The organism is Lactobacillus sp. ESL0246 (genome assembly GCF_003692965.1).
In the GTDB taxonomy this organism is placed as follows: domain Bacteria; phylum Bacillota; class Bacilli; order Lactobacillales; family Lactobacillaceae; genus Lactobacillus.
The window spans coordinates 201,833-217,333 of sequence record NZ_REHC01000008.1; the positions used below are offsets into that span (position 1 = coordinate 201,833).

14 protein-coding genes are annotated in these 15,501 nt (G+C 35.8%); 1 reads left to right on the top strand and 13 read right to left on the bottom strand.

Going from position 1 to position 15,501, the window contains the following annotated elements; genetic code table 11:
- Positions 1-75: 75 nt before the first annotated feature.
- The 5 genes from acpP to F5ESL0246_RS05020 are packed head-to-tail and all read right to left on the bottom strand — an operon-like array spanning position 76 to position 5,437.
- Positions 76-318, bottom strand: a complete 243-nt coding sequence (gene acpP, locus F5ESL0246_RS05000) for an acyl carrier protein (RefSeq protein WP_122018423.1) — start codon at positions 316-318, stop codon at positions 76-78.
- A 19-nt stretch (positions 319-337) separates the two neighbouring features.
- Positions 338-1,336 (bottom strand): phosphate acyltransferase PlsX, encoded by a 999-nt coding sequence (plsX, locus tag F5ESL0246_RS05005; protein ID WP_122018424.1) that lies wholly within the window; start codon positions 1,334-1,336, stop codon positions 338-340.
- A gap of 18 nt (positions 1,337-1,354) precedes the next feature.
- The gene (gene recG / locus F5ESL0246_RS05010; protein ID WP_122018425.1) at positions 1,355-3,391 is read right to left on the bottom strand and encodes an ATP-dependent DNA helicase RecG; all 2,037 of its coding nucleotides are present in this window, start codon (positions 3,389-3,391) and stop codon (positions 1,355-1,357) included.
- Between the two features lie 3 nt (positions 3,392-3,394).
- Positions 3,395-5,053 carry a DAK2 domain-containing protein gene (locus F5ESL0246_RS05015; RefSeq protein WP_122018426.1) on the bottom strand — a complete coding sequence of 553 codons (1,659 nt, stop codon included), beginning with the start codon at positions 5,051-5,053 and terminating at the stop codon, positions 3,395-3,397.
- Positions 5,054-5,074: 21 nt separating this feature from the next.
- Positions 5,075-5,437: an Asp23/Gls24 family envelope stress response protein gene (locus F5ESL0246_RS05020; protein WP_122018427.1), complete on the bottom strand. Its 363-nt coding sequence runs from the start codon at positions 5,435-5,437 to the stop codon at positions 5,075-5,077.
- A gap of 165 nt (positions 5,438-5,602) precedes the next feature.
- Between F5ESL0246_RS05020 and rpmB the strand changes: the two genes are divergently transcribed.
- The gene (gene rpmB, locus F5ESL0246_RS05025; RefSeq protein WP_034981532.1) at positions 5,603-5,788 is read left to right on the top strand and encodes a 50S ribosomal protein L28; all 186 of its coding nucleotides are present in this window, start codon (positions 5,603-5,605) and stop codon (positions 5,786-5,788) included.
- 45 nt (positions 5,789-5,833) lie between these two features.
- On the opposite strand, the gene F5ESL0246_RS05030 is transcribed toward rpmB, so the two are convergent.
- From F5ESL0246_RS05030 to priA, 8 genes are read right to left on the bottom strand one after another with little or no spacing between them, the layout of a single operon-like run.
- Positions 5,834-6,529 carry a thiamine diphosphokinase gene (locus F5ESL0246_RS05030; RefSeq protein WP_122018428.1) on the bottom strand — a complete coding sequence of 232 codons (696 nt, stop codon included), beginning with the start codon at positions 6,527-6,529 and terminating at the stop codon, positions 5,834-5,836.
- Positions 6,526-7,176: a ribulose-phosphate 3-epimerase gene (gene rpe, locus F5ESL0246_RS05035; RefSeq protein WP_122018429.1), complete on the bottom strand. Its 651-nt coding sequence runs from the start codon at positions 7,174-7,176 to the stop codon at positions 6,526-6,528. The genes F5ESL0246_RS05030 and rpe overlap by 4 nt, the downstream gene beginning before the upstream one ends.
- 8 nt (positions 7,177-7,184) lie before the next feature.
- Entirely contained in the window at positions 7,185-8,078 is an 894-nt protein-coding gene (gene rsgA / locus F5ESL0246_RS05040; RefSeq protein ID WP_122018430.1) for a ribosome small subunit-dependent GTPase A, read from the bottom strand.
- The gene (pknB, locus tag F5ESL0246_RS05045; protein ID WP_122018431.1) at positions 8,075-10,051 is read right to left on the bottom strand and encodes a Stk1 family PASTA domain-containing Ser/Thr kinase; all 1,977 of its coding nucleotides are present in this window, start codon (positions 10,049-10,051) and stop codon (positions 8,075-8,077) included. The genes rsgA and pknB overlap by 4 nt, the downstream gene beginning before the upstream one ends.
- The gene (locus tag F5ESL0246_RS05050) at positions 10,048-10,797 is read right to left on the bottom strand and encodes a Stp1/IreP family PP2C-type Ser/Thr phosphatase (protein ID WP_122018432.1); all 750 of its coding nucleotides are present in this window, start codon (positions 10,795-10,797) and stop codon (positions 10,048-10,050) included. The genes pknB and F5ESL0246_RS05050 overlap by 4 nt, the downstream gene beginning before the upstream one ends.
- A 4-nt stretch (positions 10,798-10,801) precedes the next feature.
- Positions 10,802-12,163: a 16S rRNA (cytosine(967)-C(5))-methyltransferase RsmB gene (gene rsmB / locus F5ESL0246_RS05055; RefSeq protein WP_122018433.1), complete on the bottom strand. Its 1,362-nt coding sequence runs from the start codon at positions 12,161-12,163 to the stop codon at positions 10,802-10,804.
- Positions 12,114-13,058: a methionyl-tRNA formyltransferase gene (gene fmt, locus F5ESL0246_RS05060; RefSeq protein ID WP_122018434.1), complete on the bottom strand. Its 945-nt coding sequence runs from the start codon at positions 13,056-13,058 to the stop codon at positions 12,114-12,116. Before fmt ends, rsmB begins: the two co-directional genes overlap by 50 nt.
- A 14-nt stretch (positions 13,059-13,072) precedes the next feature.
- Positions 13,073-15,469, bottom strand: coding sequence for a primosomal protein N' (priA, locus tag F5ESL0246_RS05065; RefSeq protein WP_122018435.1), 2,397 nt, complete (start codon positions 15,467-15,469; stop codon positions 13,073-13,075).
- Positions 15,470-15,501: the final 32 nt, after the last annotated feature.

Below are 15,501 nucleotides of genomic sequence, written 5' to 3' on the forward strand. Positions count from 1 at the left end.
TTAATAAATTTATTTAATTTCTAATTATATACATTAAATCGCTTAGATGCAAATTTCATAGCGATTTTCTATAAATTATTTTTGATGCGCTAAGATATAACTCACTGCATCACCAACCGTTTTGATTTTTTCGGCATCTTCATCAGGAATCTCGGCGCCAAATTCATCTTCTAGTTGCAAAATAAATTCAACTAAATCAATGGAATCAGCGTCCAAATCACTAGTAAAATTAGTGTTTTTGGTTATTTCATCCTTATTTACCTCAAAATTATCTGCTAAAATATCACGTATTTTTGAAAAAATTTCATTTTCAGTCATTATAGTTCTCCTTTATAAGTTATTTATGATGAGTAAATTCTGCCTTAAAATCAGCAATGATTTTTTCAGACAAGATTTTGTCAACTTGCTTAATTGTATAATAGATTGCCCTTTTGCCTGAACGACCATGTGTTTTAACTATTGGGGCATTTACTCCTAACAAAACTGCACCACCGTACTTATCGACATCAAATTTTGACACTAACTTTTTAAGTGCACCTTTAATTAATCCAGCTCCCAGCTTAACAAAAAAGCCGTTATTAAGTAAGCTATCCTTCAATAAATGTATTAAAACACTTGCTGTCCCCTCAATGTTTTTTAATACAGCATTACCAGTAAAACCATCTGTGGCGACAATATCAGCCTTACCATCAAGTAACTCATTTCCTTCAATATTACCAATAAAATTGAGTTGACTATCAAGTAACAATTTATAGGCTTTTTGATGTAGTTCGTCTCCTTTATCGCTTTCAGCTCCATTATTTAACAATGCCACTTTAGGATTTTTAATTCCCCTGACCTTTTCTGCATAATATGAAGCCATTTTAGCCCAATCCAATATATATTCAGGCTTGGATTTAGCATTAGCGCCAACATCAATCATATTGAAGCCATTATCTGAATTTTTAACAGGTAAAGTAGGCATCAATCCTGGCCGAGCTACGCCACTAATTCGACCAATAATAAAAATACCACATGCTAAAATCGCGCCTGTATTGCTTAATGAAAGCAAAGCGTCTGCTTTACCCTGCTTCACGTATTGCGCTGCAACAACTAGTGAAGAATCTTTTTTGGCTCGAATTGCCTTAACAGGCTCATCTTCATCATTAATGACTTGTGTTGTCGCAACAATTTCAACTCGATCGGTATCATTACCGACTAAGTTCTTTATTTTGTTTAGATCACCAAATAAAATAAATTTGGTTTGCGTTAATTCGGCTTTTGCTTGCAAAACGGCTTGGACAATTGCCTTCGGAGCATTTTCGCCGCCCATTGCATCTATTGCAATTGTTCTCATTTATTACCACAATCTTTCCTATGTTCGTTCATGCTGTATTTCTTTATATTTTAGCACTTGCTTTAAAGTCTTATGTGCCGGCTCTTTTAGTTTGGGATCTTCTTTTATTAAGTCAAATGCTACCTGGTGTGCAACTGCTAGTGTTTCATAATTATTTATTACATTTCCAACCTGAAATTCTGGCAGCCCAGACTGTGCCTTACCAAACAAATCACCTTCACCACGTAATTTCAGATCTTCTTTAGCTAGCTTGAAGCCATCAGTTGTTCCAGCGACCGCTCTCATTCTTGCTTTCCCAGCTTCAGTTTTAGGATCAGCTAAAAACACACAATAGCTTTGGGTGTTGCCTCGCCCAATTCTACCACGCAATTGATGCAGCTGACTAATACCAAAACGGTCAGCATTATAAATAATCATCATGTTGGCATTAGCTACATCAACACCCACTTCAATAACACTTGTTGCAACCAGAATATCAATTTGACCATCTGCAAAATCCGTCATTATCTCATCTTTTTTGGCTCCCGACATCTGTCCATGAAGTAAAACAACTTTTTGTTTAGGAAAATCATGACATAATTTCACCCAAAGTTCTTCAGCGTTTTTTAAATCAAGAGCCTCAGATTCGGTAATTAAAGGAGTTACAGCATAGATTTGATATCCTTGTGCCAGTTGTTGCTGCATTAATTGATAAACTTGAGCCATTTGACCAGTTGTTTTCCAAGTAGAAATAATTTGCTTGCGTCCAGCTGGTAAGTGATGAATTTCCGAGATTGTTGTTTCTCCATAAACAGTCAAAGCTAGAGTTCGGGGGATTGGTGTTGCAGTCATCGTCAAAATGTCGGGCACACACCCTTTATTGCTTAATGCCTGCCTTTGACTTACACCAAAACGGTGCTGTTCATCAATAATTACAATTCCCAAATTTTTAAAGATTACCTTGGGCTGAATCAATGCGTGAGTACCAATAACCACATTAATGGTACCGTCAATTAACTCTCGATAAATTTCACGTCTTTCTAAAGCTTTGGTTGATCCAGTCAGAAGTGCTACTCTAACGCCTAACGGGTTCAATAGTTCCTCAACCTTTTTAAAATGTTGCGTAGCCAAAATCTCTGTAGGAACCATTAGCGCAGCTTGAAAGCCAGCTGTTACTGCAGCAAAAAGCACATAAATTGCCACAATTGTTTTTCCGGATCCAACATCCCCTTGTAAAAGTCTATTCATTTGCTTTTCAGAATGAATATCAGCGTAGATTTCATTGATAACTTTCTTTTGATCATCCGATAATTCAAAGGGCAACTCCTTAGTCAACTTAGCAATTTCAACCAAATCATATTGTTTGGCAATACCCTTAGTTTGATTACCGTATTCACTTAACTGAGCAAGTTCCGTCTGAAACAAGAAAAACTCTCTAAAAATCGCACTTCTTTTGGCCAATTCAGCTTCATAAGAATTATGAGGATGGTGCATTTGTATAATGATTTCTTGCTCAGTGAGCAAGCGATATTTCTGCCGTATTTCTTGAGGTACAATATCTTCTATGTCTGATAAGTAATCATTTAAAGCCAGATTAATTAATTCAACTAACTTTTTTTGTCTTATATTTCGGTTAACTGAATAAATCGGGGCCATCCCACTATCATTTTCTTTAGCAGCTACAAATTTAAAACCCGAAAGACTTTGTCTAGCAGCATTATACTTACCATAAACAGCAATTTCCTTGCCAATCACAATTCTATCTTTTAACCAGGGCTGATTAAAAAAATTGACCATGATAACTTCATGGTCAATTTGCATCTTAAAGCTGAGACGATTTTTTTTGGAACCAAAACGGCTAATAAAGGCTTCAGTTGCAACAATTCCTTTCAACATTACCTTTTGACCATCCATGATCTGATCAAGAGGAATCGTCTGAAGCTCATCGTAGCGAAAAGGAAAATAGAAAAGTAAATCATAAATGCTGTAAATGCCGAGACTTCCTAATGCTGCGGCAGTTTTTATTCCTACTCCCTTTAAATTTGTTACAGGGGCAAATACCTTTTCCGTATTCATTTTCTATTCAACAGAAATCAAGAAATTATAAACTGGTTGACCGCCATTATGAACTTCGAACTCAAGGTCATCATGCTTTTCTTCTAGTGCACTGACAATCTGTTGAGCTTGTTGCTGATTAGAATCACGACCGAACATAATTGTGATAATTTCTGAATCTTCATCTAGCATTTTTTCAATCATTGTCGTAGTTGACTTAATTAAATCAGTTGTAGCAACTTGAATCTCACCATCAATAATGCCAAGATAGTCATCCTTATGAATATCAATATCATTAATTGATGTGTCACGATTGGCTTGCGTAACTTCACCTGAAACCACTGTTTCAAGCGCATTAGACATATTTTGGATATTGGCTTCAAGACTATCATCGGGATCAAATGATAACATTGCCGTTAACCCTTGTGATATTGTTTTCGATGGAACAATACCAACTGGAATATCACTAACTTCACCAGCCTGTTTAGCGGCCATTACAATGTTACCGTTATTAGGTAACACAATCGCTTGCTTAGCTCCTGATTTCTTAATGGCATCAATGATATCTTGAGTTGACGGATTCATCGTTTGACCGCCAGAGATAATCCTATTCACGCCTTCACTTTCGAATAATTTGCGAATACCATTTCCAGAAGCAACTGCAATCACAGCAAAATCAACACTTTCTTGATTTTCTTCATTGTTATTAACAATTGTTTCATGCTGAATCCGCATATTATCTATTTTTATCTTACCTAGTTGACCAAATTGGCTACCATAAGTGAAAATTTCACCTGGATGTTCAGTATGAATATGAACCTTGGCAACTTCATTATCTGAAACAGCTAATAAGGAGTCGCCTAGTTCAGAAAGATGAGCCCGAAATTCTTCAAGATTGAAGGTCTTTTTATCAGGAATATCGGCAGTTAAATCTACCATTATCTCTGTACAATATCCATGATCAATGTCTTGAGTTGATAACTGACTTTGTACTGATTGATGATGCATGGCATTAATCATTTCATCCATTTCGCCTTCATCTGGTTGATAGCGATCAGCAAAGCTTTCTCCTAATAGTCCTTCTAAAAAGCCTTCATAGATAAATAATAATCCTTGTCCACCCGAGTCAACCACACCCACTTGTTTAAGCACTGGCAATAAATCTGGGGTTGTTTTAAGGGCTCTTTTTGCCCCTTCAACTATGGCCTTCATCACTTCTTCGATATCATCAGTTTCATTAGCTTTATTTGCACCTTCTTGAGCAGCAATTCTAGCAACTGTCAGAATAGTACCTTCAACCGGTTTCATCACTGCCTTATATGCTGTTGCAACTCCATTTGAAAAAGCATTTGCTAGTTCTTGGGCATTTAGAGTATTCATGCCCTGTGTGGCTTTATACACGCCTCTAAATAATTGTGAAGAAATAACACCACTATTACCACGTGCACCCATTAGCATTCCCTTTGCAAGACTTTCAGTTAAATCTCCAACCTTTGAGCTAGGATTCTCACTAACTGCCCTGGCGCCACTTTCAATAGTCAAATTCATATTTGTTCCGGTATCACCATCTGGAACGGGAAAGACGTTCAAAGAGTTGATAAACTCCGCATTTCGACCTAAACGATGAGTGGCCACTCGAACCATATCTCTAAATTTTTTGCTATCTATTTCCTTTAAAACCAATATTCTAAACCTCCGCTTGAGCTATTCGTCAAGCAATTTAACACTCTGAACGATGACATTGACAGCTTGTGTGTCAATCCCCAGTTGATTTTTCAAATTAAATTTAACACTATCCTGTACATTACGGCTAACTTCTGAAATCTTTAAACCGTAACCTACGATAATATAGACATCAATTGTAATCTTATTATCATCTGATTTGACTACAACACCACGCTTATAATTTGCGCGATTCAGAATTCCATCGAATCCATCACGAATAGCATTCTTTGATGCCATTCCAACAACGCCGTAATTGGATGTAGCTGCGCTACCAACGACAATAGCAATTACCCCGTTTGAAATATCAATCAAACCATTTTTTGTTTTGATTTTAACAGCCATCTTTATCCTCCATATCATTGTTCTCGATATTATGAATCTATTTTATCATAGTAATCAAATATTAAGTCAAAATTCCATTTACAAAAAATAGTTTTGCGGTTGCAATGATTTTTAAATTATGCTATCTTTATTTAGTATGAAAACACAATAAAGGAGGTTTAGCAAATGGCAAAAGATTATATAACTGGTAAAAAGACCACTTTTGGTAATACACGTTCACACGCTTTGAATTCATCACGTCGTGCGTGGAAGCCAAACCTTCAAAAAGTTCGTATTCTTGTTGATGGTAAACCAAAACGTGTATGGGTTTCAACTAAGACTTTAAAATCTGGTAAAGTTACCCGTGCCTAATTGCAAACAAAAAGCTGACAGAATTTTTTCTGTCAGCTTTTTGTTTTATCTAAAATCAAAATTTTGATAGCGATCAACATCTTTTGACTGTATAACTGCTACCGTACCCGTTGTAAATGATAATTTGAAATAATCTTTTTCTGATAAAAATTCATTAGAACTTAGTGAAACTGGTATTTTTGTAGAATAACTTTGCAAATCGTATTTAGCTCCAACAATGCTTAAATCCTGCACTACGGTTAGTGGAACTACTCCAAAATATGTATAATCTTTCTTTTTTCGGATTATATGTGTACCAGAATTATAAAATTTAAAAGAATTTTGTAAATCCAAAAACTCAATTTTTTCCGCGTACCCGTTAAATTCCGGCTTCAACAGCATAAATAAATTAGTCAAAAAATGGTCAAGTCGACCACCTGTTGCCCCAATTGCAGTTAAATGGTCAAGATGATAATTTTCAAACGCATATCTAAGCATTAACTCGGTATCGGTCAAATCTTTTTCCGGGACTGAATAACGAATGTCAGCTACATTTTTTTGAATCTTGGCTAATTCAAATTTTTGTAACGAATCAAAATCACCAACTGCTAAATCAGGAACAAACCCCAGCTCTTCCAATAACAAGCTACCACGATCAACCCCAATTAATAATCCAGCCATTTGTTGAACAGCTACAATTTGTTTTTTAATATCGCAGGGCCATTGAGCTTTTGGAGCCCCTAAAAGTGCAAGTCCTTTCATCGTAAAACACCATTTAGTTCATTAATTTGTCCAGCAATATTATTTTGACAAAAGATATACGAACCAGCAACAAAAATACTTGCACCAGCTTTTCGAGCAATCTTGGCTGTTTCAGCATTGATTCCACCATCAACTTCAACTGGAATTTTATTTTGCAACAAATTAACTGCTTGATTAATTCTTTGAGTTGATTCCGGGATAAACTTTTGTCCTCCAAAACCAGGATAAACCGTCATTAACAATACCTGATCAAGCATAGACATATACTTAGTCAGAACTTCAATTGGAGTATCTGGATTGAGTACCATTCCAGTCTTAACTTGGTGGTGTTTCAAGTAATCTAACCAGTAATTGAGCTTATCCTCAGGCATAGATTCATAATGAAGAAGCATCACATCCGCTCCCTCTTTAACAAATGCTGGTACCATATCATCTGGATTATTACTCATCAAATGTACTTCTGCTTCAAGTTGTGGGAAGTCACGTTTGAAATCTGCTACCAATTGCGGGCCAAAAGACAGATTAGGTACAAAATGACCATCCATAATATCAATATGAAAACGGGTAATTCCAGCTTCCGCAGCTATTTTAATACTTTCACTTAATTTCAAATTATCAATATTTAAAATTGAAGGTGCAATTAACATATCTTTCCTCACTTCAAATACTCAGGAAGACGGCCATTAGCAATTTCTGCTCTCATAAGGAGATAATCATCATACCGACTCCGTTTGATTTTTTCATTTTCAACTAAACACTTGACCGCACACTGTGGTTCTTTAAGATGCTGGCAACCACGAAATTTGCAATGTACACTAGCTTTTTTGAATTCAACTAAATATTCACACAACTCATTTATTTTAATTGGAGTAAGATCAATAGCAGAAAAGCCAGGAGTGTCGGCCAAAAAACCTTGACCTAATTGAAATAACTGCACAGTTCTAGTCGTGTGTTTACCTCGATTTAAGCTAGTGGAAATAGCTTGGGTCGCTTGATTCAAATCTTGTCTTAAATGATTAATCAGGGTTGATTTACCAGCTCCTGATTGTCCTGCTAAAGTCCAAACCTGACCATTAGCAATCATTGTTGATAATTCATTAGCTAATTTTTGCCAGTTATCAAAAATTGGATACCCAATTTTTTCGTAATATACTAAATCTTGCCTTATTTTTTCTAATTGAACGTTTGAAGCGATATCAGTTTTCGATAAATAGATACTTACAGCTACATTTTGCCAAGAAAAAAAGGTTAAGAAACGATCTAACAACTGCAATGAAAAGTCCGGTTCAACCGCCGAAATAACTAATAAAACGTGGTCAACATTTGCTACTGCCGGTCTCCCAATTAAATTAGATCTTGGTAAGACTTCCACTAAATAGTTAGTTCCTTGTTCATCGAGTTGAATGCGAACATGATCCCCAACTGTAGGCTTTAATTTGTTCTTTCGAAAAACCCCGCGAGCCCTAGTTCTAACAACGCCACTAACGGTTTTGACATCATAAAATCCAGCAATTAAGCCAATTACAATTCCCTCAGTTTGCTTTATCATTGCTTGACCTTCTCATTTAATATTATTTGTCCATCACGAACGACTCTTAAAGCACCAGCACCTTGCTTAAGCAAAAATGGAATTGAAAAGTTTACGTCGCGCTTAATGTACAAATCACGATAAATATTATTCAGAGAATGATTGTCATCAGAAATATATATTTGAATATGATTACCACGACTTTCTGTATCCTCATCATTTTTTTCATACGTAACGGTAAACGTTTTAATTGCAGTAGAATCTTTTTCCTTTTTTGGTCCTTCAGAAACACTTACCGTAATCGTACTACCATGAGAAACTTCAGTATCGGATGCAGGACTCATTGATATGACCATTCCTTTTTTAACTTTGCTAGAGTAAGTTGGATTTACTTGCAAGGTCAAGCCATGGCGATGTGCAAATTTCTGAGCAGTTTTAAGTGACTTATTACGTAAGTCTGGTAATTTGACAGAATCATTTTTAAAGCGATCATCATTTCCTTTAGAAACACTCAGCGTAATTGTTGTTTGTGCTGGCTTGACTTCGACATCCGCAGCAATGCTTTGAGAGATAACTGCTCCAAATGGGACATTAGAAGAATACTGATTTTCGCGAATAACCTCAAATCCTAATTTTTCCAATTTAACTACTGCACTCTGGTAATCTTCACCCGTTACATCGGGAACTTTAACCATTCCTGCTCCGTCAGAAATATAAAGGTCAATAAATCGTCCCCGTTTAATATTGCGTCCTGCTCCAGGAGAGCTTTTAATTACCTTTCCTTGAGCAATATTATCCGAACTCTTATGCTTAATTCGACCAACTTTGAGACCAACATTTTCTAACTTATCACGCGCACTTTGTTCAGTTAAATTAGTGACATCTGGAATGCGAACTTCATGATTATTTCTACCAGATAGAACAAAAGCCATCAAAAAAATGACTAAGATAGCGGCAACACCAACAAACAGCCACCACCATTTATATTTACGTAAATTTTGAAAAAAAGCTGTTCTTTTAACTTGATCATCATTTCCAGAATGTGAAATTGCATTCACCTTTTTTTCTGAACTATCCTTAGGTATTTTTGCCGGCTTGAAATTGGGTAAAACAATGGTTTCATCATTATTAATTCCTCGTCCATCTGCATATGCCGGCTCATTAGCACGTTCAGGATTTAAGCTTGTATCCAAGTCACTCTGCATTTCATGTACTGAAGCATACCGATTTCTTGGATCCTTGGCTGTTGCTTTTAAGACAACATTTTCTAAAGACTGAGGAACCTGATCATCCTTCTCTTTAATAGACGGGATTGCTTCTTGGGCATGCTTAAGCGCAATCGCAACTGCTGAATCACCATTGAATGGAACAGAACCTGTGATTAATTCATATAAAATTATACCAAGTGAATAAATATCTGACTGTTTAGTAACAAGTCCACCCCGAGTTTGTTCTGGTGACATATAATGAACCGAACCAACTGCGGAATTAGTTTGTGTAACTGAATTCTGATTTAATGCTACTGCAATACCAAAATCAGCAATTTTAATATTGCCACGCTTATCCATCAAAATATTTTGTGGCTTTAAATCACGATGAATCACATTGTGCTTATGTGCTAACTCCATTGCACTTAATATTTGGTCCATTATACGGATAACATCATGTAAATCTAACGGGGCATTAAGTCTAATATAGTCTTTTAAATCTGGGCCATCAACATATTCCATAACCATATACGGCAACCCTTGATCAGTACCAACATCTAATACCATCACTATATTAGGATGGCTAAGTTCACTGGTTGCTAATGCTTCACGTTGAAATCGGGCTAATGTTTGCGGTTCTTTTTGTAAATCAAGCCGTAAGATTTTAACGGCAACTTTACGTTGCAAGATAATATCTTCAGCTAGATAAACATTGGCCATACCACCTTCACCTAGTGTATCTATAATGCGATAGCGATCGCCTAATAAATAGCCCCTATCAATCACCGCTCATCACCACCTTCTTTTAGAATCAAGCAGACCGTAATATTGTCACCACCACCCAAGCGATTAGCTTCATTAATCAATTTATGACAACGTTGTTTAAGAGATAAACCACGTGTCGCCAAAATTTGTTGTATTTGTGGGTCACTTAGTGAATTAGTTAATCCGTCAGTACATAGCAGAATAAGATCATTTTCCTTCAGCTCAATTTGCCGAAATTCAGGATCAATGGTGCTGGAGACACCTAATGACTGAGTAATAATATTCTTTTGGGGATGATTTTGAGCTTGTTGCTTAGTAATTTGCCCCATTTTAATAAGCTCATTAACTAAAGAATGGTCTTCTACTAGTTGAATGAATTTTCCCTCAGTATACTCATATGCACGTGAATCACCTAAATGTGCAATCAGAGCTTCTTGAGCAAATACAATTGCTAAAACTATGGTTGTGCCCATTCCATTTAAATCAGGAAAACGGTCAGCAGTTTTTAAAATTGTTTCATTTTCAACACTTAATTGAACGTCTAGCCATTTATGTGCACTTTCACAATCAGTAAAATCAGTCATACTAAAATTATGGCCCAAATGACTAACAGCCATTGTTGACGCAACGTCACCACCTTGATGGCCACCCATTCCGTCGCATACTGTTGCCATTGTTACTCCATTTTTATTTTTATAAACCTGGACAAAATCTTGATTGCTTTCTCGTATCCTACCGATACTTGAAGCAAAAGCTGTTTTTATCAAAACCTTAACCTCGTACTACAAATTTAGAAATAAAGAATCCGTCACTATGATAACTATCTGGCATAATTTTAAGCATCCCTGTTGGTACAGTGATTTTACCAGTTTTAAATGGCTTCAATTCAAATTCAGGATGCTTTTCTAAAAAAATATTGACCACATCTTCATCTTCTTCTTGAGCAATTGAGCATGTAGAATAAATCAGTTCTCCATTTACCCGCAGTAATGAACTAACATGCTCAAGAATCGCTAATTGGATTTTTTGTAAATTAGTTAAATCAGATAAACTCTTGTTGTAGCGAATCTCAGGTTTACGCCTAAGAAGACCCAAACCTGAACATGGCGCATCTACTAAAATTTTATCAAATTGACCTTTTTCAAATAAATGGTCAGCTTGGCGCGCATCCAGTGCTTTTGTATTAATGAGCTTTTTAACGCCCATCCTAGAACAGTTTTGTTCAACTAAGTTTAGTTTTTTTTGATGTATATCTAATGCCATTACATTTCCTAAAGGAATTTGCTCAGCAATCTGTTCCGTTTTACCACCTGGGGCACTACAAGCATCTAAAACCTGTTCATTTCCATCAAAATCAAAGGCATTTACCGCCAAGCTAGCAGCTTCATCTTGAATTGTCAATAAACCATTTTGAAAAAGTTTCGTTGAACTAATTCCACCATGATTTAAAATCAATTCATCACTAGTTAATTCAGATTCCTGATAAGAAAAACCTAAATTAATTAATTCTTTTTTTACATCGTTTACATTTGCTAAGCGTGAAATACGAACAGTATTTTTAGCTGGTTCATTAATACTTGCAAGCACTTTTGATACTCTTTTGCTCCCCCAATGATCAATTAAATATTGAACTAACCATTCTGGCGTGCTCTCTTTTATACTCAGATAAGTTACTTTATCAGTGGTTTTAGGTAAAATCGGTCCACGACGAATAAGTGAACGTAAAACGCCGTTAACAACTTTAAAACCTGTAGAATGCAAACGACCAAATTCTTTCGCTAAAATATTTGCTTCATTCAAAACAGCCCTATTAGGTACTTTATCCAAAAACAAGATTTGATATGCCGACATCAACAGCAAGGGCTCAATATACCCTTCCTTTAATTTGGTTTTAATTAAGTCTTGAAGCTGAAACTTTAAGTAAATTTTGTATTGAATTGTTCCATAAACCAACCTTGTAGCAAATTTACAATCAGTTTGTGATAAATCTGCTCTTTTTAAAGCATTATTTAAACTAAGATTAGAATAAGAATTATTGCGAAAAACACGCATCAGTGTATCTAAAGCAACAGCACGAGCACTTTTAATTGTCAACAATTTTTTCTCCCACTTTAAATTTACTGCCTTGACCATTAAGAAAATTTTTTATTTCTAATGTTTTTTTGCCTGCTGGTTGCACCTCTAATAAATCTAAAACAGTGCCTTGAGCAAAACTAATCGCAAAACGATCTGCACTGGCAACTAAACTACCTGCCGGTAATGTGGTCTTTTCTGAGCTAACTTTTGCGCGCCATACCTTAATTCGCTTTCCCTTTACCAATAAATAAGCACCAGGAGCAGGGTTTAAGGCTCTAATTAAATTATTTGCCTCTTTTGCAGTCATTTTTAATCTAATTTGTTCCTGAGTTTTACTAATGTTAGGTGAAAACACAACTTTAGATTGATCTTGTGCGACTTTAGCCTGTGGATCTGCAATTATTTTGGGCAAAGTTTCTAATAGTAAGTCACGACCAATAATTGCTAATTTATCAAATAGACTTCCCGTAGTATCATCAGGTTCAATATTAATCGCTTTTTGGGCATAAATATCTCCGGCATCCATTTGCTTTACCATTTCCATAATAGTAATGCCGGTTTCGGCTTCTCCGTTAATCAGTGAATATTGAATTGGAGCCCCACCACGATACTTCGGTAGTAGTGATCCGTGTACATTTACTGCTGCTATTTTGACAGATTTTAAAAACTTAGTTGGTAGAAATTGACCATATGCGGCAGTTACAATTAAATCTGCATGCAAATCAATTAATTCGAGTAATTCAGAAGATACAGACAACTTTACTGGTTGGACAATCGGCAAGTTCAGCTTTTCTGCTGCTATTTTGACAGGCGTCTTAGTAATCTTCTGTTTTCTGCCAACTTTTTTATCTGGCTGAGTCACTACTGCTTTAATTTCATAATTGGATTCGACTAGTCCCTTTAAAATTGGTACTGCAAAGTTAGGTGTTCCCATAAATATTACTGATGTCATTAAACATATCCCCTTTACATAATTCGTTCTGGCTCATTATCAATATAAATACTCAAGCCATATTTCTTTGCCTTCTGTGCAGAATCTTGAATTTGATGCAATAATTGATTTAGATTCTCTTCTTTTTTATATTTTACCAGTATTTGATAATAAAATTTGTTTTTTAAACGAGAAATTGCACTTGGTGTCGGGCCCAAAATAATTGTCGTTTGTTTTAATTGTTGTTGAAGATAATTCTTAATTTTAAATGCTGCACGAGCTGCATTCTGCTCTTTTTTTGCAGCTACTGAAATTAAAACAGTATAAAAATATGGTGGATAATTTCCAGCATGACGAACACGCATTTCATAAACATAAAAGCGTTCATAATCCTGTGTTTGAGCAAATTTTATCGCATAATGATCAGGATTAAAAGTTTGAATAATTACCTCACCCTTTTTCTTGGCTCTACCTGCTCTACCAGAAACTTGAGTTAGCAATTCAAATGTTCGTTCAGAAGCATTATAATCTGGAAGCCACAAACCAGTATCAGCGTTCACCACACCTACAAGCGTTACATTAGGAAAGTCTAACCCCTTGGCAATCATTTGTGTTCCTAATAATACATCGGCTTGATAATTTGCAAAATCGTCAAGGATCCTCTTAAATTCACCTTTACGTCTAGTTGTATCGACGTCCATCCGTAAGATTCGAATATTGGGTATCAAATCCTGCAATTCTTGCATTACTTTTTGTGTCCCTGTTCCTAGAAAACGAATTTGCTGGCTCTGACACTTAGGACATCTCTTCGGTATTGTGGTTGTGAATCCACAGTAATGGCACTGCATTTGTTGGACATCTTTATGCATGGTTAAAGAAAGATCACAGTTAGGACATTCCATCACATAACCACATTCACGACATAACATGAAATTTGCATAGCCACGCCTATTGAGCATTAAAATTACTTGTTCTTTTTTGGCTAAGCGCTCTTTAATAGCTAACAATAATTGTTCACTTACATCAAATTGGTTTCCAGCAAAATTTGCATCTTTTAAATCAATTAATTTAACTTCAGGCAACTTTTGCTTATTAGCTCTTTGAGAGAGCTTAAGCAGTTGGTAAACTCCCTTTTGTGCTCTTGCGCGACTCATTAACGATGGTGTTGCACTTCCTAATATCAGCGGACAAGAATTATATTGACTACGCCACCTGGCCACATCGCGTGCATGATAACGAGGATTATCTTCCTGCTTATATGATGCTTCATGCTCTTCATCGATTACAATCAGTCCGATATTTGTTAAGGGTGCAAAAACAGCACTGCGGGCACCAACTACTACGCGAACCTCCCCACGACGAATTCTACGCCATTCATCATATAATTCACCTTCTGATAATCCACTATGTAAAACTGCAACTTGCTGACCAAAGCGAGACTTAACTTGCGCGACCATTTGAGGAGTTAAAGAAATTTCAGGCACTAACATCAATGCATTTTTATCAATTAACAAAGTTTGACTAATCGCTTGTAAATAGACCTCTGTTTTTCCACTACCAGTAACGCCTTCAAGCAAAAACGTTTGTGGAGTACAATTTTGAATTGCATTAGAAATTTGATTCAAAGCAGCTGCTTGTTCATCATTTAAAATAATTTTAGAAGAATGAGCAGATTGTTTATAGTCAACTAATGGATCACGATAAATTTCAGTTGTTTCTTTTTTTAACCACCCTTTGGCAACAGCACTAGTCAGTGTGGCAGTCTTAATTCCCGTATCTTTTTCAATAACTGATTGCATCTTAGGAAAAGCGGAATAATTTGTAATTAAATATTGCAGTAACTGCTTTTGTTTTACCGCATTTTGCCTAAGCGATTCATAAACTTGTAAATATTTATCTTTAGTTAATTCTAAGGAATATAAATTTTCCTTTTTAGTTTTTGCTTGATTTTCAACAATGTATTCAATTTTGGCATCTTGCTTTTTTATTAACTGGTGTATATAGGCAACCTCATGACTAGACTTAATTTGATTTAAGTCAACTATTTTTCCTTTAAAAAAAGGATCTTTTTTCGCCTGATCCGAAATTGGAATTAGAATTTTACGATAATTGGCACGCATGACTCTAGGGAGCATTGTTTTTAAAATTGAAATCCGATAAGAAAAAATTTCATTAGCTAGTGTTTTCGATAATGAAACTAATTCTGGTGTTAAAGGAGGCAACTCATCAACCACTAGTAATAAGTCCTTAAGTTTTCCTTGAAAATTACTTGTCTTACTGAGTCCTATAACAAAGCCCTGTAATTTTCGAGAACCAAATGGAACAAAAACTCGTGACCCAATTGCCACATCGATTAATTCATCGGGAACATGGTATTCAAAAATGCGATCTGTCTGTTTAGCTGCAATGTCAACAATAATTTGCGCTATCATATTACTCACCCTTAAAAAATAACCTTCATCTT